Here is a 22,457-nt window from a genome sequence, read left to right on the forward strand (position 1 = left end):
GCCTACTCTGTTTCGCGAAATAACGGACCTGGTTTTTCGCTGCTTTCGCGTTTGAAATGGATGTAGGCCTTTTCAGTAGCCACCCGTCCGCGGGGGGTGATCTTTAAAAATCCCTGGCGAATCAGGAAAGGCTCGTACACATCCTCAATGGTATCCTTTTCTTCCATTACAGCCGTGGCCAGGGTGGAAAGGCCCACGGGGCCACCGGAAAACTTGTCGATCACCACGTGGATGATGCGCCGATCAATCTCATCAAACCCTTCTTCATCAACGCCCAGCGCAAAAAATGCTTTCTCGGCGATCTGGTCGTCAATACCACCCCGCGCCTCTACCTGGGCAAAGTCCCGCACCCGCCGCAACAACTTGTTGGCCACGCGCGGAGTTCCCCGGGAGCGGCCGGCTATACTTTGCACCGCCGTTTCCGAGATTTCCACCCCAAGGATATTGGCGCTGCGCCGGATCACCCGCAGCATGTCCGCGTTTGAATAAAAGTCCAGGTGCATCAGAATTCCGAAGCGATCCCGCAAAGGCGAAGAAAGCAGTCCGGCACGGGTGGTCGCGCCCACCAGGGTAAAAGGGTTTAGATCAAGGGCCACATTGCGGGCGCCCACACCCTGGCCGATAATCACATCCACTTGGAAGTCTTCCATTGCGCGGTAGAGGATCTCTTCCATAGCGGTGCGCAGTCGGTGGATTTCATCAATAAATAGTACGCCGTGGGGTTCAAGGTCGGTTAAAATTGCGGTTAAGTCGCCTTTCCGTTCCAATACCGGCCCCGAGGTTTTGCGCAGTTCCACGCACATCTCCCTGGCGATAATATGCGCAAGGGTTGTCTTTCCCAACCCCGGCGGACCGTGGAGAAGAACATGATCCAGGGGCTCATTGCGCTCACTCGCACCGCGGATATAGGTAATCAGATTGGCGAGTTTGCGCTTCTGACCGATGAATTCATCAACCTGCTGCGGGCGCAGGGTGCTGTCGAGAATGCCTTCCTCTGCACCGTTTTCGATTTTCATTGCCTGCTGATCCGTTTTAACGCCAGTTTAAAAAGCTCGTTGAACGGTTTTTCCGCTCCACCAGGGGATTTCAGAACATTGGATACGGCATCTCGCGCCGGTCGCAGAGAAAACCCGAGGTTGACAAGCCCGGAAACCAGGTCGTTTTCCACAGCCGGAATTCGGGTATCGCCACTATCATCAACCACCCGCCCCAATCGCCCACTCATTTCCAGAACCACCCGCTGGGCTGTTTTTTTTCCGATTCCCGGAACGCTGCTCAGGCGGACAAAATCGCCGGCATCGATGATTCCCGCCAATTCATCGGCGGAGAAAGCCGATATCAGCGCCAGGGCGATTTTTCCGCCAATTCCGGATATGGTGATCAGCTCTTCGAACCAGCTGCGCTGCTCCCGGGAAGAGAATCCATACAACTGGAAAGTATCATCCTTTAAACGCAGCGTGGTAAACAACTCCACTTCCCGGCCGGGAGCGAAATCCGAAAAAATGGAAACAGGTACCATCACACGCATGAACAGGCCGGATGCTGTTTCCACTGAAACCACCCCGGGTTCGCAGGACCGGATGCGCCCCCGTACTCCGGCAATCATTTCCGCCTCCTCTTCTCAGTTGTTCTTGCGCTTTTCATCACGCCCCTGGGACGGCTCAACAGGTGGCAATAGGCCACGGCCATGGCATCACTCTCATCCTCTTTAAAAGCACCGGATTCGAGACACAGCAACCGCCCCATCATGCGTTGCACCTGATCTTTACCCGCGTTACCGCTGCCGGTTACGGCCTGCTTGACCGTGCGGGGCGAATAGAGGGACAAAGGCACCTGATGGTGGATCATGGCTGCCATTACCACCCCTCTGACCTGTGCCAGCACATTTTGTGAACGGGCGTTCGCACCCAGGAAACCTTCTTCAAGCGCGGCTTCGTCCGGACGGAAGCGCTCCAGAATTTCATTTAAATTGTGCCACATGGCCTGCATGCGTTCCAGAAAATCCATCTGTTTCAATGAGATGGTTTCACAATGCAACATCCGGATTGTCCCCTGTCGTTCCAGGAGCAACGCCACGCCGAAACGGCGCGAACCGGGGTCAAATCCCGCAACGATCATGAACCGGACTGATAGGCTTCCATTTCACTGTCGTCGATGTCGAAATTGGACCAGACATTCTGGACGTCATCCAGATCTTCCAGCTTTTCGGTCAGGCGCAGGATCTGTTGGGCGTTTTTGCCTTCAAGCTTTACCGTTGTGGTAGGCAACATGGAGATCCCGGCAGTGCTCACCGGTATTCCCGCCGCTGCGATGGCGGCACACACAACGTCGAATTCCTTGACAGTGGTCACGACTTCAAAGCCATCTTCATCTGTGCGGAAATCCTCCGCGCCCTTCTCCAACGCCACTTCCATTAACGCGTCCTCTTCAACCGCTTCCCGTGAAACCACGATTAAACCGCAACGACTAAACATCCAGGCCACGCAACCCGATTCTCCGAATTTTCCTCCATATTTGTCAAAAGTATGGCGCACTTCCGCAACGGTACGGTTCTTATTGTCCGTCAGCGTTTCAACCAAAATGGCCGCGCCGCCGGGGCCATAACCTTCATACGTGATTTCCTCGTAGTTGACCCCTTCCAGTTCCCCGGTGCCCCGCATGATGGCCTTTTTGATGTTGTCGCTGGGCATGTTGACGGCACGGGCCCCATCTACGGCATGACGCAAGCGCGCATTGCTTTCGGGATCACCACCCCCCAGGCGGGCGGCCACGGTGATTTCCTTGATGTAACGCGTAAAGATCTTGCCCCGCTTGGCGTCGGTGGCGGCTTTTTTGTGTTTAATGGAATGCCATTTGGAATGACCCGACATGCTTTAACTCCTTTAGCTGATTTCGATACGTTGATTTTCCCGTGCCAGGAAGGATGCGGGGAACTGCTCGCGGCACCGTACCAGGGCTGCTTCCAAGGAATTGTCATCGTGCCCGGGATCGTAATGGAACAGAAAGAGTTTTTCCACATCCATGCCGGCGGCATTGCGCGCGGCCATGGAAACGGTACTGTGTCCGAATCCCTCGCGTGGACGGGATGTATCGAAATATTCCTCATCCAGATACTGTGCGTCATGCACCAGTACGTCCGTACCGCGACACAACCGTGACATTTTTGCATCCATCCCCTCTGGGAATTCCACGTCGGTGGCATACACCAGGCTGCGTTCATCCGTGCTGACCCGGAATGCCCATACACCCTCACGGGGATGCGTGGATGACGATTCCGCCTGCACCCGGACGCCTTTGGCGCAAAACGCCGTTCCGGCTGATTCCAGGGAACGAAATTCCACTTTTGCCTGGATAGAATCCCATCCGATGGGAGAATAGGGAGATGAAAACAGTTGGTGAAGCGGATTTTTGCCGTCATTAAGCGAATAAGGGGGGGAATGGATTACCACGCGGATCCCGGGTTCGTACAGGGGCGGGAAAAAAGGCAGGCCCTGGATGTGGTCCATGTGATAATGGGAAATAAAAACATGGATGTCGCGGGGTTGCGCTTTTTGCTCCACCAGTTGCCGCCCCAGATTGATAATGCCGGTACCGGCATCTAATATGATGTTTGCCTCCGCAAAAGCGCAGAGTATGCAGGCGGTATTGCCGCCGTACTTGAGGAACTGCGGCCCGGCCACCGCATAACTTCCTCGCACTCCGAAAAAAGTGAAAGCGAACCCCGCCATCAGAGCTTACCTTCCAAAATTTTGTAAACGCAGTATTCACCACACATGGAACAGGCATTGGTGGCGGTTGCACGCAGCCCCCGCACCTCGCGGAAACGCTGCGGGTCCATGGCCAATTGTTCCTGGGTTTCCCAGTCCAGGTTGCGCCGCGCCATACCCATATTGCGGTCCCATTCAGCGGCATTGGAGACTTTCTTGGCGATATCTCCGGCATGCGCCGCGATCCTCGCCGCCATGATTCCCATGCGTACGTCATCTTCATCGGGAAGTCCCAGATGCTCGGAAGGGGTCACGTAACAAAGAAAATCGGCCCCGGCAGCGGCGGCTACGGCTCCGCCTATAGCGGAAGTGATGTGGTCATACCCGGGAGCCACATCGGTAACCAGGGGACCCAGAACGTAGAAGGGGGCATTTTCACAAAGGCTTTTTTGCAAACGGATATTGGTCTCGACCTGGTCCAGCGGCAAATGACCGGGGCCTTCCACCATGACCTGGACTCCGGCCGCGCGACAACGCCGCACAAGTTCTCCAAGGGTGATCAATTCCTCGATCTGCGCACGGTCAGTGCCATCCGCCAGGCAACCGGGTCGGAGTCCGTCTCCCAGTGAAAGGGTGACATCGTGTTCTTCGGCGATCTGGAGCAGGTCATCGAACCTTTCGAAAAATGGATTCTCTTTCTGGTTGTGCATCATCCAACCGGTTACCAGCGATCCACCCCTGGACACTATGTTGGTTGTGCGTCCCTGGTTGCGCAGGTATTCCACCGCTCGCCCGGTTAAACCGGCGTGAACCGTCATGTAATCCACGCCGTCTTCCGCCTGGCGTCGAATAAAGGCAAACATTTCATCCGCTTTCAGGTCCACAAACGGAACTTGCCTGCGATTGGCGTCCACCACCATCTCATACACCGGAACGTTGCCGAAAGGGATGGTACAATGAGCGAGCAAGGTGCGGCGGATGGCGGTGATATCTCCCCCGGTGGAAAGGTCCATAACCGTATCCGCCTGATAGCGGAGAGCGATCTCCAGCTTTCTCAATTCCGCTTCAACATGGGGAAAATCTTTGGATGTACCGATATTAGCGTTTACTTTTGTACGCAGTCCCTTACCGATGCCGATTGGATCCAGACGCTCATGCCGCCGGTTTGCCGGGATTACGATTCGTCCGGCCGCCACTTCGCGACGAATGAACTCAACATCCAGACCTTCGCGATCCGCGACCCGAATCATCTGAGGGGATATCTTTTCCCGCCGAGCCAGTCCCATTTGCGTCATGGTTATCTCTTTGCTGGCAGTGTAGCCTATTCACGCGGGCAAATCAAGAGCGCTCCCGAACAGCGGGATTCCCTCTGATATTGACCTTTGAAGGTGCCTGTGCGCAACTACCCGACTTGAATCCGGACCCTGCAATGTGCTAGAGTTCATTGGTGCCGGGATGGCGGAACTGGCAGACGCAAGGGACTTAAAATCCCTCGGGGCGCAATCCCTGTGCGGGTTCGATTCCCGCTCCCGGCAATCTTCGCTCTTTCTCGGCTTTGCCTGGTTACGGCCGATAACGGGCATGGTTGACTTTTTGCGGTCTTTTGCTAGAATCAGCCTTCATGATTTCCACTATCCTCTTTTACGTAGCCAGTTTCTTTATCTCTTTCTTTTTATGTATTCCCATCGGTCCGGTCAACCTGGAAATCCTGCACACGGCCCTGAAGAAACATTACGTCCAGGCCCTGAGCATTTCCGCCGGAGCGGCCCTCGGGGATGCAGTCTGGGCCACTTGCGCCTTTTTCGGAATTTCTCCATTCATGTCTTCCCGCTACATGGAGGCTTCCTTTTTCTTGTTTACCACCATCATTACTGCGGTGTTGGGACTGGTCGCGCTCAAAGACGCGCGCTTCATCGAAAAAAAAGAAGAGAAACTCGTGACCAAGATCCGCCGCAAACGCTGGGCGGTGCTCAAGGGATTGGCCATGGTTCTGGTGAATCCCCTGGGAATTGTTTCCTGGATGGTCAGTCTTTCCTTTCTGAGCCGGGTAAATGTCTTTATCCCCATGGAACTACGCTATGAGGTCATATTCTTCGTTGTCGTCACCGCCGGCGCCATGACCTACTTTTCTCTGATCGTGTTTATCGCCAGTCGCATGAAAGCGCTTTTTTCCCCATCCCGTACCCGGAAAATCATTCGTTTTCTGGGCTTTTTGCTTTTGGCCTTTTCCCTCTACTTTTTTTATCACGCCATTGAACTGTTCTTTTTCAACGGCACCCGTTTGCAGTTGAGTTCCCTGGTTCAGTAACCCGTCCGCCTGTCAACCCGCCTGCCTTGCCGTATTGCAAGCTTTAGAGTATACTGAATCATGATCCTGACTATTTTCGGCTATCCCAAAACCGGAAAAACACTGTTATTCAATCTCTTGGCCAGACAACGGGAAACCGTATCCAAGTTTTCTTCGTCTCACAACGAGTTGCACAAAGCCGTGGTTGACGTTCCGGATTCGCGCCTGGCAAACCTGGCCGCCCATTTTGATACACCCCCGGTTTTTGCCAAAATCGAATACCTGGACACCGGCTCCATGGGCTACGGTGAAATCGAGAACAGTGCCTTCGTCGACCTGTTGCGTCGGGGAGACGGCCTGATCCACATCGTGCGAGGATTCACGGACCCCGAGATTCCCCATCCCGCATGTTCCGTTGATCCCCAAAGAGACATCGACCACATGGAGTCGGAAATCATCGCGGTGGATTTCGTCTCCATGGACAAGCGCAGGGAAAAACTGGAGACGGATATGCGCCGCACCGGGTCACGTGAATTAAAAGAAGAACATGACCTGATGCTCCGCCTCCAGGAACACCTTGAAGCCAACCGCCCCTTGCGTGAATATGCGCTCAATGAAATCGAGGCGTCCCGGGTAAGGGGTTTCTCTTTTCTTTCCCAGAAACCCCTGCTCCACCTGGTCAACGCAGACGAAAACAACTATCATCAACATTTGAAACTGGCTCGTCCTGCAATAAACCAACGCACTGTCCAGGTTTTCTGCGGCCGCATGGAAACGGAACTGCTGGAATTGGATAGCCGTGAGCGCGCCCTTTTCCAGACTGAATTCGGTCTGAGCGATTATCAATACCTTCGCGATTCATTTATTCAGACCAGCTACGAGCTGATGAACCTGGCCTCTTTTTTCACCGTAGGTCATGATGAAACCCGGGCCTGGACGATTTCTCGCGGCGAATCCGCCTGGAATGCGGCCGGAAAAATCCACGGCGACATTCAACAGGGTTTCATTCGTGCCGAAGTGATTTCCTGGAGTGATTTTCTTTCCGCCGGAGGATTTTCCCAAGCCAAGGAAAAGGGGAAACTGCGCCTGGAAGGCAAAGACTACCCCGTAAAGGACGGCGAAATCGTGCATTTCCGCTTCAACAAGTAAGCGTTTACCAAAAAAAGACAATTATCCAATTCCATACTTGTTGACTTTTTTTTGGTAGTGCTATACATTCTGCATAGATTTCGGAGGATATGAGGGAAAAATGAAGAAAACCACATTCATCTTGATGGCGTTGGTCCTGTTTGGAAGTGTTCTCCAACCCCAAACCCTGACCCAGATCGGGTTCATTATCAAAAAAGCCATTCCCGACGTGGAGAACATCGCGGTGCTTTATCCCAAACATATGAAAACCAAGTACGTCTCCGAAGCCAAGACAGCCCAGGTGGTCACCCGCAAGAACGTCAGCATTTACGATGTCAGTCGCATGAGTGAGATCTCTGATGCGGTTTTCAACATCCGCCGCATGAAAAGCGTCGTGGTCGTGATCATGGCGGACGATTCGATCCTGACCCCCAAAGATGTAAAATTCGTTATTGACAAGTTGACTTCATCCAACATCCCGGTGGTGAGTAATCGCGACAAGGACACTCTACTGGGAGCCCTGTTCAGCGTGATTCTGCGGGATGGGAATGTAGAAAAACACGTCAACCGAATTGTGGCCACCGCCCTGAATCTAAATCTTTCCGAAGAATTCATCAGCGAATGCATCATTGACGTTGAATAGATCCTTCGAGACATTTTTCTTTGCCTCTGAGATGGCTAAACGATTCAGGCCAGGAGTTTCTGGTGGTTTTCCACTACCCAGGGAAATTCTGTCTTGAAATTGGGCGTGAAAATGCCGTTTTCGAGTTGCTCGCGGATCTGGCGGATACGCCAGAACCTGCCATCATCCACTTCATCGGGGTTTACAGAAAATGGACCGCAATGGCGTGTGAGGAACAGGTAGACCAGTTCCGATTCCACCGCTGAATCCCAGCGGTAGACGCCCAGCAATACTGCGCGGAATTCTCTCAATCCAATCTCTTCATATGCTTCCCGTTTCAAGGCGTCTTCGACCTTCTCCCCCGAGTGGATGTGTCCGCCAACCGCAGTGTCCCACCTTCCCGGTTGGATCTCTTTGCACATGGGTCTCTTCTGCAGGAAAATCCGGTCCCGGTCATCCAGTACATGGAGATGAACAACCGCATGAAGCAAACCTGGCGTAGAATGACAAATCGCCCGTGGTGCCCGGCCCTTCACGCGTCCGGATTCATCCACCAAATCAAACCACTCATCGTCTTTATAATCTCTTTTCCAGCGTAATTTGTTCCATCTGTGTTTCAAAATGCGCGCCAGGGCAAACCCCACAAACACCATGTAAAAGAGGCCGCCGCTGATAAAGGCCCATGCCTGCCGGCTCAAGGCAAGGGCCGCATAAATCGTGAGCCCCGCATGCGCCAAAAAAAACCAGAACAACGGCCGCATGGCTTGTTGCATGCGTTTCAAGGCAGTCGCGTCCATGTAGAGATTTTTCATGTAGCGCCGTGACATCATCCACACGATATTACGATTGGACCACGCGGATATCCCCAACAGAACGGCAAAAAACACTTCAATCACAGCCGGTTTCAATTTAAAAAACAGATCATTACCCTGCCAGAGGGAAGTCAACCCCAGCAATACGATCAGCCCCATGTCCAACAACAGAAAACGATCAAGAACATGCTCTCTCAGCCACGCAACAGCCAGTTCAACAACCCCGAAAACCACCGCCACCACGAGTCCGACCCGTGTTCCCCAGATGGAGTCGGCCAGAATGAACACGATCAGGGGCAGAAAGCCGGGGGCCAGGCTACGCAACAATTGCGCCCGGGTCATTTTTCGTTTCCCCCGTAACGTGCGGCGATCAGCCAGCCCATGAAACGACCCGAAAAACCAGAGATCCGAGCCGTAACGGCCTGGCCGATCTCACAAAAAAAGCCAAAGAACCCCGGCTTCTGTTTTTTGATAAAACAGATATCCCCAAGGATCCGCATCAGCGCAGCGCCCAGACACAGAGGCAACCCCATGATCCAGGCGGATGCGCGATTGTGGAAGCGGGGGATCGCGCGGGACATGGCCCGTTTCAGCCGGTGCATTTCCCCGGGTGAATAATCGTGCGAATGGAATACCCGGGAACGGGGTTCGTACAGGATCCGATACCCCGCCTGCAGCATCCTGCGCGCCCATTCCTGATCTTCCGCGATATCAATGGATTCACTGAAAGGGAACTCTTTCCACAAAGCGCGCGGTATTGCCGCGCTGACCGTTGAAAAATGCATCGGCCTTCGGGAATCCCATTGCTTCAGCACAACACCGGTGCCCGGTGGCAATGCACGCAGCAGGTCCCGCTGCATGTAAATGGGACAATCCGGACGCGGCAAGTGGCGGCTGAACACACCGGCCAAACCGTGATCACGCCTCAATGGGCGTACCAGGTTTTCCAACCAGTTTGGGCCGACCGGTTCGGCATCACCATTCAAAAATGTCACCCATTTGCCCCGGGCCAATCGGGCGCCCAGGTTGCGGGTACGGCCATGACCAAAATCCGCTTCGGTCTGACGAATGAGGCGAACCCCGGAGAAGTGGGCGACCCTTTCCCGGGTTCCATCGCTGGACCCGGAGTCGATGACGATGATTTCCATGTTCATGGATGTATGCTGCAGAAAAACGCCCCGTAAACATGCCTCGATATGGCCGGCTTCGTTGCGTACGGGGATTACGATGGAGACATCCATACACACTTCCTCAAACCGAAAATGGAATTCCGGAAAAGCAAACCCACCGGTGTCTTATCCTACCCTACCACGCAAGCGCCTGTCAATGCGGCAGAGCTTCTCCGCCTACACATGAGGCATGCGCAAACCGCTTCGGATCCGGCGTGTGTTAGAATGGGTCTAATGCCGACTCCGCGTGTGTTCTTCCGGATAACCCCGTTGACGCGACTGAGTGTTCCCCTGCTTCTCAATGCCTGGGAAACCATCCCTGGGGCGCCTGTCATTCAGGTGGTGAACGGACCGCCTGATGGTGCAGGACGAGGCGATACCGTGCTCTACTCATTCCTGACAACCCAGTTACCGGATTTGCATACCGAGATTCTTTGCCTGCGCGAAAAGGGCGTGGTTTTGGTGGCCGGGGGACCTCATGCCGCCGCTGACCCTGAATTTATGCGCCGGATCGGGTTTCACTCCGCAATCACCGGCGACGGTGAGGCGGCGCTTCCCGAACTCGCACGCAACCTGGAGGCCGGTCTCGAGTTGAAACCGGAATACACCGGCGGTCGAAAAAACGACATTTCCAAGTGGCTGCCCTATTCACGCTCTGTTCGCACCTTGCCGCCCCTGGAACTGATGCGGGGATGCGCTCACAATTGCACCTATTGTGCCGTCCCCCTGTCGGGGCCCCTCCGTTTCCGTTCCCTGGACTCAGCGCGCGATTACTTAGAGCAGCTTCACAGCTATGGGGCCAGGCGTGTGAATTTCATCTCGCCCTCAGCGCTGGAATACCGAGATTCCCATACGGGCACAGACCCGCTGGAATCGGTAGCGGATTTACTGGCAACCGCCCGCCACATCGGGTTTCGTCACATCGAATACGGCATCTTCCCCAGCGAGATCCGCCCTGGTTCCCTGAATCGTGAGTGGTTGCGCCTTTTGCGCGAACACGTCTCCCACACCCGTCTTACCCTGGGGGCTCAGAGTGGTTGTCCCGAGCGCTTGCGCCGCCTGCGGCGCGGACACACACCTGAGGATGTCGAGGCTTCAGTGATTGCGGCCAACCAGGCTGGATTCGGGGTGAACCTGGATGTGATGGTCGGCTTCCCCAATGAGTCGCTGCAGGAATTGATTACCACCCTGAATTTCATTCGCCGCCTGCACCGCAATCACCGCATCCACGCCCAGGTTCATCACTTCATGCCGCTGCCGGGAACCATCCTTCAACACGCCTTGCCCTCGTTTCCCGGAATCAAGGGTAGAGAGAAATTGTTGCAAATGGAAAAGGACGGATTGATTACCGGCCATTGGAAGCTCGGCGCCCGGGTCGCCCGCCGTTACCTGGCTTGGGTGCAAGAGCATCATCCCTGTACATATGAACGGTTCCTGACAACCAAAGAGACGCGGTTATCTTGACACGCCTGCCGGATCATGGCAAAATCGGGGCGAGTCATTCATGTTCATAAACCATGCCGCAAAGCAGGTGACCGCCAAGATCGTTTATTACGGTCCGGGCCTGTCCGGGAAAACCACCAATCTGCAGTATATTTTTTCCATTACCAATCCCAAAAGCCGCGGAGAACTCGTCAGCATCGAAACCGACATTGAACGCACGCTGTTCTTTGATCTTCTGCCCATGAACGTGGGTTTGATCAAGGGTTATCAAGCCAAATTCCAGTTATACACCGTACCGGGACAGATTTTTTACGACGCCACGCGCAAACTGGTACTCAAAGGAGCCGATGGTGTGGTTTTTGTGGCGGACTCACAGGAGCTAATGGGACAGGCCAATACCCAGAGCCTGGAGAACCTGAAGGTCAACCTTGCGGCCTGCGGAAAGAGTATTGAAAAGATGCCGCTGGTTTTTCAATACAACAAACGCGACCTGGGCAGCATCATCCCCACGGTTGTACTGAACCAGACCCTGAATGTGTTCAATGCTCCCTATTTTGAGGCGGTAGCCACCTCGGGAAGCGGCGTCATTGAAACACTGCGTGAGATTTCCAGCAAAACCCTGGCGTTGATCAAAGCCTCGATCCACGCCCAACAGGGCCTCTCCACCTCCGTCAGCATGCCTGTCCAATTCGACACCAATAACAGCCAGAAGATCATTGATAAATCCGCCCTGCCGATGCGCAAGTTTTCCGTGGAACGCCTGGATGAACCGAAAACCCGCCCGTTTTATCAAGCCGAATTGGAAGCCTCCGCCCCCGCTGTGTCGGGAAACCAAAAAGAGCCATCAAACGGAAAAGGAGACAACGCGGTTCTGGACTCCATCCGAGAGTTGGCGGCCCAGTTTCTGAATGAGGACCAGGATAAATCACGCTTGACCCTGATCCAGAAATTACCGGTTACGGATTCGCGTTTAACGGTGGATATCCGCAACTCCAAGGAAAGTGTCATTCACAGCATCGATCTGAACCTGGACCCGGAAACCCGCAAAGTAACGCTGGTTTTCGACCTGAAACGCTGACATCCCGGTTCAGGGCCGTTGCCTCCCTCTCCAACTTTCCCACAGCCCCGGGGTTGACATCTGTTTTGACCTTGCCTATATTTTTTTTGACGCACGGCGGCTGACCGGGGGAGGAAAAATGATCAGCCGTATTCGCAGCGCTTCGATCTGCGGCCTCGAGGTTGTACCCATAGATGTTGAGGCCGGGTTCTCCCGCGGCATTCCGGGGATCACCATTGTGGGACTACCGGACGGTGCGGTACGGGAGAGCCGTGAACGTATCCGCTTCGCAGTCCGCCATGCGGGTTACGAGTTTCCCGCGGGGACAAAGATCGTAATCAATCTCAGTCCAGCTGATTTGCGCAAGGAAGGATCTTCATTCGACCTTCCCATGGCCGCCGCAGTGCTTTCCCACCAATTCCGCATCCATAACCGCTCACGATTAACCGACTTCCTCTACGCCGGGGAACTCGACCTGGACGGATGCCTCAAGCCCATTCGCGGCGCTTTGAACCTGGCCATGTTTGCGCGCAAAAATGAATTGCGTGGCGTGGTGCTGCCCAGGGCCAATGCCGCTGAGGCTGCTCACGTAAACGGCATTGAAGTCTACGGCTTGAATGATTTGAGAACGGTCATGGCCTTTCTGCTTAATCAAAAAGAATTCACTCCTGAATCCGCGCAAATCATAAGCGTTTGCGGCAACACAAAAGCTGACTTCAAATACATCCACGGACAATATGCTGCCAAACGGGTATTGGAGATTGCAGCCGCCGGATTTCACAATGTGATGATGGTCGGTCCCCCGGGATCGGGAAAATCCATGTTGGCCAAATCCCTGCCATCCATACTACCGGGAATGACCCGGGAAGAAATCCTGGAAACCTCTTTGATCTACAGTGTTGCCGGCCTCCTCAACCGCAGCGGCGGTCTGAAGAGTGAGCGGCCTTTTCGCTCGCCTCACCATACGATCTCCGCTGTGGGCATCAGCGGCGGGGGAAAACACCCCGCCCCTGGAGAAATCTCCCTGGCCCACAATGGTGTTCTGTTCCTGGATGAATTGCCGCTTTTCCGCCGCTCAGCGCTGGAAGTCTTGCGCCAGCCCATGGAAGATGGTTGCATCACCATCTCCCGTGCCCTGACTTCAGCCACATTCCCCGCCCGTTTCATGCTGGTGGCAGCCATGAATCCCTGGTTTGAAAGCAGCCCGGACGTGAGTCAAGCGGGAACCAACATGAACCGGCGTCATTACCACAACCGCATCAGCCGCCCCTTACTGGACCGTTTCGACTTACAGATCGAAGTGCCCAGGGTTCCCGTTCAGCACATCGCCGCCGGTCAAACGGCGGAAGCATCCAGCCTGATTCGCCAACGGGTGGATCAAGCTAGAAATATCCAATTGAAACGCTTCCAGAAGGAACATGCAGTACATATCTTTGCCAACGGCCAGATGGAAAACCCGCAGATTCAGCGCCACTGCAGGCTTTCCCAAGAGGCGGAACGTTTTCTGCAAACAGCGGTGGAGCGCTTCCGCTTAAGTGCCAGGGCCTATTTTCGCATTCTTAAAACAGGCCGTACCATTGCGGACCTGGAAAATGCGGCACAAATCAGCAGCCGTCATATCCAAGAGGCCCTGCAATACCGCTCGCAGCCCCTATTCAATGATTGAATTCTTTTCGGCATACCCCGGGAAAAGCTCTAACCACAAGCATCAGGACGAATACCGGCGCCAGACTTCCGGCGGCAAATCCCCACCCCACCACCAGCGCGGTCATCATCACGTAGGCAATTATCGGCCAGGGTGCCTGCCATGCCAGAACAACGCCCACTGCCACAAACGGCAACAGCGTAAGCAATTCCAGGCCCATCCGTTTTATACGCCAATTCCTCACAAGCCGGCGGCGTTTTTCAGAGGACAAGGGCGTTTCAAAATCTGCGGCCAGAAAGTCCAGTGCGGCCGGCCACCACGGTTGAAAGATCCTGTTACGGCGCGGAAGCGCTTTGGGGGTTTCATAAAGAAAAAGCGAAACCAGACGCCACTCTCTGCTCCGCAGCGCAGGCCCGGCGCAACCATATACCAACGCAGGGATCGGCAACATACAGAAAAACCACTCGTATGATACCAATCTACCCAGTACCAACATCGCGGAGAGCGCAAGCACGGCAGCCAGTGTCACTACAGCGCGTATTCCCATATAGGTAATCAATTCACGGATATGATGACTGAGAAATCGAAGCGCGATCTGTAGGGGTGAATCACTCATTTTCATGTGGGGTCTCCCGTTATCGCAGTTTGATACTGATGAGGCTGATCAGGGCAAACAACACGGAAACAATCCAGAAGCGGATCACGATCTTGGGCTCGGCAATGCCCAGGAATTGAAAGGTGTGATGAATGGGCGCACGGTAAAAGATGCGACGTTTCAGCCACTTAATCCCCACGTAATCCTGGATAAACACGGAAAGAAACTCAAGAACGAAAATCCCGCCGGCAATAATAAACAGCAATTCCTTTTTCAGCATAACCGCAGTGGTTCCAATGACTCCGCCGAGAAACATGGCTCCCGTATCCCCCATGAAAATCTGAGCCGGATAAGTGTTAAACCACAGAAACGCCGCCAGCCCTCCCACCAGCGCAGCCATGGCGACAACCAGTTCCCCTGATCCGGGAACGAATGGGTATAAAAGGTAATCCGCGATAACCGAATTCCCGATAATGTAAGCGAATATGGCGTAAACCGCCGCCAGCAAAGCCACGGGAACCGTGGCCAGGCCGTCCAGTCCGTCCGCGAAGTTCACTGAATTCGATATGGCGATCACGGTGAGAATCACAAAAGGATAATAGAAAAATCCCAGGTCCACGGCGGGGTTTTTAAAAAAAGGAACAAACAGGCCTCGGGCGATTTCGGCTGGAAAGGGCGTGCTTTCCGGGGACAGGACCAACCATGCCAGGATCAAGCCGAACACGGCTTGAAAAAACAACTTGGCGGCGCGGCTGAGCCCGGCATCACTGTGGCCGCGCATGTGCTTCAGGTAGTCGTCAAAGAAACCGAGGGAAACAAACCAGAAGGAAGCAAACACCACAATCCCCACGAACATGTTGTCCAATCGGCACCACAACAACACCGCCACGAGAAAAGCCAGAAAAATAATCAGCCCCCCCATGGTGGGAGTACCTTCTTTATCACGACTGGATATGTCTCCGTAATCCCTGATACGGTCACGGAAACGAAGCTGAAAAATGATGTTGATTAAATGCCGGCCGAGGAACACGCCCATGACAAATGCCGTCAACATGGCCAGAAGGGCACGGAAACTGATGTAGCCGAAAAGGCGCTGCCCGGGAATCGATCCCATCCAATCAATAAGCCAATGAACCATGTTTAACCGATCTCCTCATAAATCCGGCGGATCAAGGCCTTGAGCCGGAACTCGGGCTGCAGGTTGTTGGACGTGATCAACACGCGGGCAATCAATTCTTTTACCTCTTCCCCGGTCAGGTGGCCACGGCGATGAAAGGAGAGCAATAATTCCAGCAATCCCTCGCGAACACATGAATTGGGATGCAGGAAAAACGCTTCCATGCTATCCAGATCTTTTTTTGCTCCATGAGTGGCCACCAGTTTCATGGCGGCAAGGCACTCCTCTACCCCGCCGCGACGCAAGCGTTCTCTCACCAGGTCGCTGAAATCCGCATAATCCTCGTCCGACAATGTCAGTGTCAGGTGCTTGAGTGTAGCCACCCTCACCTCGTAATAGGAGTCCTGCAGAAGGCGGCGAAACAGTTGCTGCCATTCCGGATCCCAACTCTTCATTTGTGACAATGCCGTCAAGGCATTACGCCGGATAAACCCTTTCTCCCGGGTATTGCGGAGGAGGTTGACGAGCAGAGACACTTTTGATGTATCCTGAAACAAGCCGATCAGCTTGACGCCCACGTTGCGTATTTCCCATTCCGGGCTGGAACAATACAGATTGATCTTATAATGGAAATCACGGCGATAGGTGTTGGGATCGCCGGAAACCCTTTCCAGGAAACGGAAAGGCGAGAGCATGGAAATGGGAGGCTGAACGGATGGCCGCAACCAGCGATTGCGAAAGAAAAGGATCTCGGTGTTCTTCAACAACAGCGAGGAGAGAAAATAGACGGCTATGCCGACAAAGGAAAGTGAAAGCAGGGTCACTGTATGTTCCAGGACCCGGGATTCAAAAACAATGCGGGCAAACAGTTGGCGGGACTCCGCCAGAACGATCACCATCATCAGTGCCGCCCCCGCGGTCTTGGCCAGGCTGGTGACCAATTGCTTCGATTCCACGTGGATTTCGTCACCAAGTAAGCGTTGGCGCAACACCACGATGCGGATCAGCGCAAACCCCATATAGGAAATGGATGCGGCCAGCGCCAGGCCGGCATAACCCAGTGATGTTCTAACCAGCAATATGGCCAGAATGATATTGACGGCCAACATAAAGAAGTTGAGTTTCATGGAAGTCTTGATATCCAGACGCGCAGAAAATATGCGTACCGTGAGAGAATGGATTCCCCACCCCACCAGACCGATGGCGTAAAACTGCAAGGCGTATGCCGTACGGCTTACGGCCAGCGAATCGAAACTGTGGCGCTGCAGCAGCAATGAAACCAGTGGATTGGCCAGGTAGATCATTAAAATGGATACCGGAACCAAGAGAAACAGATTGATACGGATGCCGTCTACGAAAAGGCGCTTAGCCCTCTCACGGTCGAACAGGGCGATTTTTGCGGAAAACTGCCGCAGGATGACACTGTTTATGGCCTGAGAAATCACGGCAAAAGGCAAGCTGAATATGCGGCGTGAGAAATACAGGAAAGAGATTGAACCACTCGGCAGGACAGAAGCCAGCGATTGATTCACGATTTCAGAGGTATTGGACAAAAACACATCCAGGGAAATGGGTCCAAGTTGCCGATAGTATTTCTTGTTGACGGTACTGGAGAGATGGATCCTGGGCCGATGGAAAAAACCCAGGGCCGGCTGGCGCAGGATGCGCAACGTGAACGGTATGAGAAAAAGGATCTGCAACAGTCCGCCCAGCAATACGCCGGCAGCCAGGGAATATACACCCAGCCATGCGTGTCCCATGAGAATTCCTGCGATGGTGCCGATTGAAAAAAGGGCGGCGGATGATTCCGCCAATCCAAAACGACTGAACGCTTTCAGCCACACCCCGAGTATGGCGGCCACGGTTACCAGAAACAGGTATGGAAACATCAGGCGCGTCATATTCACGGTAAGCCCCACGATGCCCTTGGCGACGAAACCCGGGTACAACAAACGGATCAGCATGGGGGTGACCAGAATACCGCTGACGGTCAGCAACAGGGAAATCAGCAGGGTAAAGTTGATAAGAGAAGATGATGCCTCCCAGGTCTTTTTGCGGGAACTGCGGTGAAAAAGTCGCAGAAAAATCGGCAGAAAGGCGTTATCGAGGGCGTTCTCCGCCACAATGCGGCGCATGAAGTTCGAAACGGTCAACCCCACGGCGAATACATCCATTGCGCGGCCGGCCCCGAAAACTGCTGCGGAGACCATTTCCCGAACAAAACCACTGAGCCGTGAAAAAATGATCCCCAGAGATGAACCCATCATCATGGATGTGGTGGATTTCAAGTCACGAATACTTGTGATCTTCTCCTGGTAACTTTTGAGTAAAAGCGTGTGCGTTCCAACCTCGACGATATCCCCGGCAACCAATTCAGCCCATTTCTGGACCGGCTCCTTGTTCACCCGCACCGGACCCCGCTTGGGTTTAATGACCAGTCGTTCCCCGCCGCCAAGTTGGCGGATTTCCGCCATGGCTTCGACTCCCCCGGAATCCAGGCTGATATCACTCCACAGCGTGTTGCCTACCGTGGTGGCTTCAAACACCAGCTCATGAGTGAGTTCGGTCTCGGATTCCTGCAGATAGAACACACGAATTTCCCTTTCCTCTGCTTGCGGATGGCCGCTCGCCAGGGTATCAATCTCCTCAAGAATTTTTAAATTGCTTTCCCGCGGGTCTGTTACTTTCAGGGCATTGCGCATCGATTGCAGAACCGCATCATCATCGAGCAATTCAGTGATCGACTGAAACAGCGCGACTTCCGGAACTTCCAGCTCTCTGCGTACCTCCGATGGGTTGACGACTTCATAGACAACGCGGCAGCCGCCGGACTTTTCGACTTCAATGGCGTTCAGGATCTGGTGGTCACCTGGAAGATCGCTTTTGGGGATAACAATCGACGGTAACCCCACGGTGGTGATCTCTTTAATGGTTCCCGCTCCGGCCCGGCATACCACCAGGTCGGCCACCGCGTAAATCTCATCGATATTATCAAAGTATTCACGAATGATCAGGCGGCCGGGAATTTCGATGGGGCAGCCGATGCGTTCAAGCCCGCGAATGGTGTCGTCGTAAGCCTTGTACTCCCGGGAATACCCCCTGCCGGTGGAAAGAATCACGGTCAGATCTCTCCTGGCTATCAACATGGGCATGAGTTCGATCATGGCCTGGTTAATGGTACGGGCTCCACCGCTGCCGCCGAATACAAATACCACCCGGTTGGTGTCCGGAATCAGCAACTTGCGCCGGATATCACCGACAGCTGATTCCGTAATGGCAAGGCGCAGGGGATAACCGGTAACCGCCACTTTTTCACTGGGGAAAAAACGGGCTGATGACGCAAATGACACCCCGATTCGACTGGCATACCTGGAGATCATGCGATTCAAGCGCCCGGGAACCGCATTCTGTTCGTGGACAAACACCTTGAGTTTCAATATGGAGGCCGCCAGCATCACCGGGGCCGCCACGTAGCCACCACTGCCCACCACGACATCCGGACGAAAACGCTTCAGAATAAAAAAGCTCTTTACCGTTCCCGCCAATATTACCGCCAATGCCCAAGCGGTTTTCAGGTTACGTACTTTTTGGGGCAAACCCATGGACGGTACGGTCACAAAACCCATCGGCTGGGGCATTCTTGGAACAATGCGCGCCTCCGCGCCCCGCCGTGTTCCAATATAGAGAAAAGATGCCTGTGGATGTGCGGCTTTGATTGTTTCGTAGATGGCGATGTTGGGATATACGTGACCGCCGGTCCCGCCACCGGTAAACACGATCCTCTTGGCTGTCATATTGCCTGCCAGTATACCACAGGCGACAAGGTTTTTACACGAAGTCGGCCACTGGATTTACTCGTGGGCGGAACGCCATGTCGATAACTTCCTCGAGCGCATCTTGTCAGAATTCAAGCCACAACAGGAGGCTGCAACAGGTGGGCGATGTAGTCGGCATAGAGACGCACAACGGGCAATGTTCGACTGGAAAAGTCACGGAAAGGCGGGTTGAAACGTGCGACCCGGCGGATCAATTCCGTCGGCTCATCCCCCAGGGACATTCCCCGCAGGCGATTTTCATACGGACTCAAATCGTCCATCACAGCTGCGATGCCGTCATGAAAGTGTTTGGATTCGATACGGCCATCCCGATAGGCCCGCAGCATGCCGTGAGCCACCACATTGACCGGCAGTATCTTCACCAAGTCCAGACATGCTTTGCGGGTTTGTTCCGCCAGGGAGCGACGGTCGATATGCGTCAACGAGGACACGTTCAGGGGCATCCCGAAAGAGACATAAACATCACCTATATGGCGGAACATCTTCAATGAATCTCGAACGTGCAGGGTCAAGGGTCCGCTGCGGCGCCGGATCATTTCCCGGTCTTCTCGAACCTTCGCGTAATCTACGTTCACCGGAACAATAAAAACCGGAGGTATCTTCTCATCTCCATGTCCTTTTTGTACTCGGGCATATTCCAGCACGGCTTCAAAAACCGCCGGAAAAAAAGGTCCGTGGCAATGATGGTCGGAAATGCACCGACGCGTGCCTTCGGGAAACACCAGAACCGACCTGCGCGTTTCGAGCAAAGAAAAAACGGAGTCCCGCAATTGCCGGGCAGACAGGATCAGATCCCGGCGATTGCGGGGACGTCGGATCAGGAAACCGCCGGCCCGCTCCACGATACCCTGAAAAAAACGACCGCGAACCAGATTGTCGCCCATGCCGACCCAGGGCACTTCCATTCCGGATATGGTCAATGCCACCTGAATGCCCGTGGTTTCCCAAAGACTCTTGTGCAAAGCGGCGTAAAGAAATACCGCCCCCTTGTCCTCTGTTTTTTTCAATTCCGGATTAAACTCCAGGTGGGGGCGGCACCACAAGCGAAACCCCCAAATCCCGAACCGTCTCGCCAATCCAAAGATCAACCGGTTGCGGGGCGGGATATGGGTTTTGCGGCTTCTGTGCATGGATTTCCAAATATCGTTGATTGTAGCACCATTCAGTGAAGTTGGCAAAGACGATTCCCCCTGTTCCGGCAATTGGGAGAATCGCTTTATTCTGGTAAGAAAGAGGTTTTATGACATCTTGACTTGATCCCGCAGCCTTGACCACCATGCCTGATTTTTTTTGTTGCCGCTCTCTTGCCAAAATTTCCGCTTTGGATTCCTTGAATCACCCATCCCGAGCCGGCGTGCAGGGAACGGGGCAAGCATTGGAGAAACGGGCGCACAACACCACGGATCCCGCCTGGGCTGACATCGAAAAACATTGATGCACCACCTGGAACACTTTGACGTCCTCCCCGGCGATCATGGTGCTCATGGGACCGGGATACACGGCAATTCCCGGCACAGATAACCCATCAACAAACAACTTAACCCGTTCACCCACCGCATCCGATCCCAGTGGGTAGAAATTCAATTCAGCCTGGATATGCACAGCTTCACCCCCACAGCCAGAAAGGCGCCATCGTGACACCCGAGCCGTTGCTGGATCAGGTCCAGCCACTTCCCGACCAACGGCGGCCATTTCAAAGAAAATGGATATGCACAGGGAATTACCCGTACCCGGCCCAGGGGTCTCAGGAGATTGAGAAGTTCTTCAGCAGAAAAGAAACGCGCTGCCGCATAAGGCGAATCGGGTTGATGCATACGTGCCCGGTTGAATGGTGATTCCGCGTTTAATACCCCTAGAATCAATTTGCCGCCGAATCGCGTACAACGAATCATCTCTCTGATTACAATTTCCGGGTTTTCGGCAAACTCCAGTGAGGTTATGGCCGCGGAAACATCGAAGCAATCGTCTCTGAAGGGAAGATCATGGGCATCGACTTGGTGAAAAGTCGCCCCCGGAACGGCTTTCTTTTGGGCAATGCCAACCATCTCCGCCGCGATATCTACTCCGGTCACGTGTAATCCCGCTTGGGCGAAAAAAAGGCTCCACCAGCCGGTACCGGAACCGATTTCCAGCAAAGTCCCTGCGCGGGGAATGCGTTTCAATAAACGCGATACGGCCTTTTTCTCGAGGATATCAAAGCGCCTGCCTTCATAACTCTCGTACCATTCGTCGTATCGGCCCGCCACCGCACCGAAATCAAAGCTTGTTTTCAAATTCATTTTAATCAAAACCATTTTCACGGCTGCATAAGAGCAAACCGCCACCTTCTACACGCAACCACGCCGGCGTGCCGGATACTCGATTACTGATTCCCCGGGTTCCCGGCGTCAAAGATTCACTGTTCAGGGAAAATTCAAGTCCCCGGGTGGTCACACCCCAAGCCTCGGGAAAGGGCACAAGGGACACCAGCCCGCCCGGCGGGACATCGATGCACGTAAGTATTTGGCCCTGCAAGGCACGGATGCGCATCCCGGTTTCGCGGATCTCCAAAATGCCGGGAAACCGTGACAGCAAGGAGATATGACCCAGCACATGGTCCGGTCTACCGCCGAAAGCCCCCAGCAATAAGACCCGGCCGGCGCCGCGATCTTGAGCGAGTTCCACCGCCAGTTCGGTATCGGTTTTGTCTTTGCGCCGGGGATGCCGGATCACTTCCGCCGCAGAATAACGGTCCAGCAAATCAGGGTCAAGGGAATCCATGTCACCGATGATCACATCCGGGATCAAACCCAGAGCGGCCAAGTGGCGGGCGCCGCCGTCGGCGGCCAACACCAGATCCGCCCGCCGTATCTGTTGCGCGACACATTCTGCGTCACATAACACGCCGTTGCATACAACAATTGCAGTGATAAGTTTTTTTTTCATATTCTCTTTGCGTTTACAGCCGGTGCGACGCTGCGAACCCAGATTAACATGAATACGGAATCAGGCCAAATCCGTATGCATCATGCGGAACGGGCTTTGTTTTCCCGCTTACGC

20 protein-coding genes, 1 tRNA gene and 1 pseudogene are annotated in these 22,457 nt (G+C 54.1%); 7 read left to right on the forward strand and 15 right to left on the reverse strand.

Translation table 11 applies throughout. From position 1 onward, the window contains the following. Nucleotides 1-2: 2 nt before the first annotated feature. The 6 genes from ruvB to thiC are packed head-to-tail and all read right to left on the reverse strand — an operon-like array spanning nt 3 to nt 5,002. Complete coding sequence (gene ruvB / locus ENN40_10285) at nt 3-1,016, reverse strand: Holliday junction branch migration DNA helicase RuvB (GenBank protein ID HDP95730.1); 1,014 nt, start codon at nt 1,014-1,016, stop codon at nt 3-5. Then, entirely contained in the window at nt 1,013-1,606 is a 594-nt protein-coding gene (ruvA, locus tag ENN40_10290; GenBank protein HDP95731.1) for a Holliday junction branch migration protein RuvA, read from the reverse strand. The genes ruvB and ruvA overlap by 4 nt, the downstream gene beginning before the upstream one ends. Continuing rightward, nucleotides 1,603-2,118, reverse strand: a complete 516-nt coding sequence (gene ruvC / locus ENN40_10295; GenBank protein HDP95732.1) for a crossover junction endodeoxyribonuclease RuvC — start codon at nt 2,116-2,118, stop codon at nt 1,603-1,605. Before ruvC ends, ruvA begins: the two co-directional genes overlap by 4 nt. Further along, a complete protein-coding gene (locus ENN40_10300) occupies nt 2,115-2,870 on the reverse strand; it encodes a YebC/PmpR family DNA-binding transcriptional regulator (GenBank protein ID HDP95733.1) in 756 nt (251 codons plus the stop codon). Before ENN40_10300 ends, ruvC begins: the two co-directional genes overlap by 4 nt. Nucleotides 2,871-2,882: 12 nt before the next feature. Beyond that, the gene (locus ENN40_10305) at nt 2,883-3,728 is read right to left on the reverse strand and encodes an MBL fold metallo-hydrolase (GenBank protein ID HDP95734.1); all 846 of its coding nucleotides are present in this window, start codon (nt 3,726-3,728) and stop codon (nt 2,883-2,885) included. Next, a complete protein-coding gene (thiC, locus tag ENN40_10310; GenBank protein ID HDP95735.1) occupies nt 3,728-5,002 on the reverse strand; it encodes a phosphomethylpyrimidine synthase ThiC in 1,275 nt (424 codons plus the stop codon). Before thiC ends, ENN40_10305 begins: the two co-directional genes overlap by 1 nt. Before the next feature lie 154 nt (nt 5,003-5,156). On the opposite strand from thiC, the gene ENN40_10315 reads away from it, so the two are divergent. The 4 genes from ENN40_10315 (at nt 5,157) to ENN40_10330 (ending at nt 7,765) form a co-directional block, all read left to right on the forward strand. After that, nucleotides 5,157-5,242 (forward strand) — tRNA-Leu (locus tag ENN40_10315). Nucleotides 5,243-5,328: 86 nt separating this feature from the next. Continuing rightward, complete coding sequence (locus ENN40_10320; protein ID HDP95736.1) at nt 5,329-6,015, forward strand: hypothetical protein; 687 nt, start codon at nt 5,329-5,331, stop codon at nt 6,013-6,015. A gap of 60 nt (nt 6,016-6,075) precedes the next feature. Next, nucleotides 6,076-7,143 (forward strand): redox-regulated ATPase YchF, encoded by a 1,068-nt coding sequence (ychF, locus tag ENN40_10325; protein HDP95737.1) that lies wholly within the window; start codon nt 6,076-6,078, stop codon nt 7,141-7,143. 100 nt (nt 7,144-7,243) lie between these two features. After that, the gene (locus ENN40_10330) at nt 7,244-7,765 is read left to right on the forward strand and encodes a hypothetical protein (protein HDP95738.1); all 522 of its coding nucleotides are present in this window, start codon (nt 7,244-7,246) and stop codon (nt 7,763-7,765) included. Between the two features lie 44 nt (nt 7,766-7,809). On the opposite strand, the gene ENN40_10335 is transcribed toward ENN40_10330, so the two are convergent. Both ENN40_10335 and ENN40_10340 read right to left on the reverse strand, forming a co-directional pair. Then, nucleotides 7,810-8,397: an NUDIX domain-containing protein gene (locus tag ENN40_10335; GenBank protein ID HDP95739.1), complete on the reverse strand. Its 588-nt coding sequence runs from the start codon at nt 8,395-8,397 to the stop codon at nt 7,810-7,812. A gap of 497 nt (nt 8,398-8,894) precedes the next feature. Beyond that, nucleotides 8,895-9,797, reverse strand: a complete 903-nt coding sequence (locus tag ENN40_10340; GenBank protein ID HDP95740.1) for a glycosyltransferase — start codon at nt 9,795-9,797, stop codon at nt 8,895-8,897. On the opposite strand from ENN40_10340, the gene ENN40_10345 reads away from it, so the two are divergent. The 3 genes and pseudogenes from ENN40_10345 to ENN40_10355 all read left to right on the forward strand — a co-directional run bounded on the left by ENN40_10345 (nt 9,753) and on the right by ENN40_10355 (nt 13,891). Next, the gene (locus ENN40_10345) at nt 9,753-11,189 is read left to right on the forward strand and encodes a TIGR04013 family B12-binding domain/radical SAM domain-containing protein (protein HDP95741.1); all 1,437 of its coding nucleotides are present in this window, start codon (nt 9,753-9,755) and stop codon (nt 11,187-11,189) included. The two genes, ENN40_10340 and ENN40_10345, sit on opposite strands and share 45 nt — an antisense overlap. A 40-nt stretch (nt 11,190-11,229) precedes the next feature. Continuing rightward, nucleotides 11,230-11,778 (forward strand): annotated as a pseudogene (locus tag ENN40_10350) (gliding-motility protein MglA). 586 nt (nt 11,779-12,364) lie between these two features. Next, nucleotides 12,365-13,891 carry an ATP-binding protein gene (locus ENN40_10355; GenBank protein HDP95742.1) on the forward strand — a complete coding sequence of 509 codons (1,527 nt, stop codon included), beginning with the start codon at nt 12,365-12,367 and terminating at the stop codon, nt 13,889-13,891. Here the strand turns inward: ENN40_10355 and ENN40_10360 are convergent. From ENN40_10360 to ENN40_10390, 7 genes are all read right to left on the reverse strand, one after another. Next, the gene (locus ENN40_10360) at nt 13,881-14,492 is read right to left on the reverse strand and encodes a hypothetical protein (GenBank protein ID HDP95743.1); all 612 of its coding nucleotides are present in this window, start codon (nt 14,490-14,492) and stop codon (nt 13,881-13,883) included. The two genes, ENN40_10355 and ENN40_10360, sit on opposite strands and share 11 nt — an antisense overlap. A 13-nt stretch (nt 14,493-14,505) precedes the next feature. Continuing rightward, nucleotides 14,506-15,603, reverse strand: coding sequence for a phospho-N-acetylmuramoyl-pentapeptide-transferase (locus tag ENN40_10365; GenBank protein ID HDP95744.1), 1,098 nt, complete (start codon nt 15,601-15,603; stop codon nt 14,506-14,508). Between the two features lie 2 nt (nt 15,604-15,605). Then, the gene (murJ, locus tag ENN40_10370; protein HDP95745.1) at nt 15,606-19,376 is read right to left on the reverse strand and encodes a murein biosynthesis integral membrane protein MurJ; all 3,771 of its coding nucleotides are present in this window, start codon (nt 19,374-19,376) and stop codon (nt 15,606-15,608) included. A gap of 113 nt (nt 19,377-19,489) precedes the next feature. Next, the gene (locus ENN40_10375; GenBank protein ID HDP95746.1) at nt 19,490-20,548 is read right to left on the reverse strand and encodes a hypothetical protein; all 1,059 of its coding nucleotides are present in this window, start codon (nt 20,546-20,548) and stop codon (nt 19,490-19,492) included. 205 nt (nt 20,549-20,753) lie between these two features. Continuing rightward, the gene (locus ENN40_10380) at nt 20,754-21,110 is read right to left on the reverse strand and encodes a hypothetical protein (GenBank protein ID HDP95747.1); all 357 of its coding nucleotides are present in this window, start codon (nt 21,108-21,110) and stop codon (nt 20,754-20,756) included. Beyond that, nucleotides 20,999-21,712, reverse strand: coding sequence for a class I SAM-dependent methyltransferase (locus tag ENN40_10385; GenBank protein HDP95748.1), 714 nt, complete (start codon nt 21,710-21,712; stop codon nt 20,999-21,001). Before ENN40_10385 ends, ENN40_10380 begins: the two co-directional genes overlap by 112 nt. Further along, on the reverse strand, nt 21,699-22,343 hold the full coding sequence (locus tag ENN40_10390; protein HDP95749.1) for a thiamine diphosphokinase: 645 nt from the start codon (nt 22,341-22,343) through the stop codon (nt 21,699-21,701). The genes ENN40_10385 and ENN40_10390 overlap by 14 nt, the downstream gene beginning before the upstream one ends. Nucleotides 22,344-22,457: the final 114 nt, after the last annotated feature.

The sequence above is a fragment of the Candidatus Aminicenantes bacterium genome, assembly GCA_011049425.1.
In the GTDB taxonomy this organism is placed as follows: Bacteria; Acidobacteriota; Aminicenantia; order UBA2199; family UBA2199; genus UBA876.

Coding starts and splice junctions, on each gene's coding strand:
- ruvB (HDP95730.1), bottom strand. CDS start 1,016: ATGAAAATCGAAAACGGTGCAGAGGAAGGCATTCTCGACAGCACCCTG.
- ruvA (HDP95731.1), bottom strand. CDS start 1,606: ATGATTGCCGGAGTACGGGGGCGCATCCGGTCCTGCGAACCCGGGGTG.
- ruvC (HDP95732.1), bottom strand. CDS start 2,118: ATGATCGTTGCGGGATTTGACCCCGGTTCGCGCCGTTTCGGCGTGGCG.
- ENN40_10300 (HDP95733.1), bottom strand. CDS start 2,870: ATGTCGGGTCATTCCAAATGGCATTCCATTAAACACAAAAAAGCCGCC.
- ENN40_10305 (HDP95734.1), bottom strand. CDS start 3,728: ATGGCGGGGTTCGCTTTCACTTTTTTCGGAGTGCGAGGAAGTTATGCG.
- thiC (HDP95735.1), bottom strand. CDS start 5,002: ATGACGCAAATGGGACTGGCTCGGCGGGAAAAGATATCCCCTCAGATG.
- ENN40_10320 (HDP95736.1), top strand. CDS start 5,329: ATGATTTCCACTATCCTCTTTTACGTAGCCAGTTTCTTTATCTCTTTC.
- ychF (HDP95737.1), top strand. CDS start 6,076: ATGATCCTGACTATTTTCGGCTATCCCAAAACCGGAAAAACACTGTTA.
- ENN40_10330 (HDP95738.1), top strand. CDS start 7,244: ATGAAGAAAACCACATTCATCTTGATGGCGTTGGTCCTGTTTGGAAGT.
- ENN40_10335 (HDP95739.1), bottom strand. CDS start 8,397: ATGGTGTTTGTGGGGTTTGCCCTGGCGCGCATTTTGAAACACAGATGG.
- ENN40_10345 (HDP95741.1), top strand. CDS start 9,753: ATGGCCGGCTTCGTTGCGTACGGGGATTACGATGGAGACATCCATACA.
- ENN40_10340 (HDP95740.1), bottom strand. CDS start 9,797: ATGGATGTCTCCATCGTAATCCCCGTACGCAACGAAGCCGGCCATATC.
- ENN40_10355 (HDP95742.1), top strand. CDS start 12,365: ATGATCAGCCGTATTCGCAGCGCTTCGATCTGCGGCCTCGAGGTTGTA.
- ENN40_10360 (HDP95743.1), bottom strand. CDS start 14,492: ATGAAAATGAGTGATTCACCCCTACAGATCGCGCTTCGATTTCTCAGT.
- ENN40_10365 (HDP95744.1), bottom strand. CDS start 15,603: ATGGTTCATTGGCTTATTGATTGGATGGGATCGATTCCCGGGCAGCGC.
- murJ (HDP95745.1), bottom strand. CDS start 19,376: ATGACAGCCAAGAGGATCGTGTTTACCGGTGGCGGGACCGGCGGTCAC.
- ENN40_10375 (HDP95746.1), bottom strand. CDS start 20,548: ATGCACAGAAGCCGCAAAACCCATATCCCGCCCCGCAACCGGTTGATC.
- ENN40_10380 (HDP95747.1), bottom strand. CDS start 21,110: ATGGCCGCCGTTGGTCGGGAAGTGGCTGGACCTGATCCAGCAACGGCT.
- ENN40_10385 (HDP95748.1), bottom strand. CDS start 21,712: ATGGTTTTGATTAAAATGAATTTGAAAACAAGCTTTGATTTCGGTGCG.
- ENN40_10390 (HDP95749.1), bottom strand. CDS start 22,343: ATGAAAAAAAAACTTATCACTGCAATTGTTGTATGCAACGGCGTGTTA.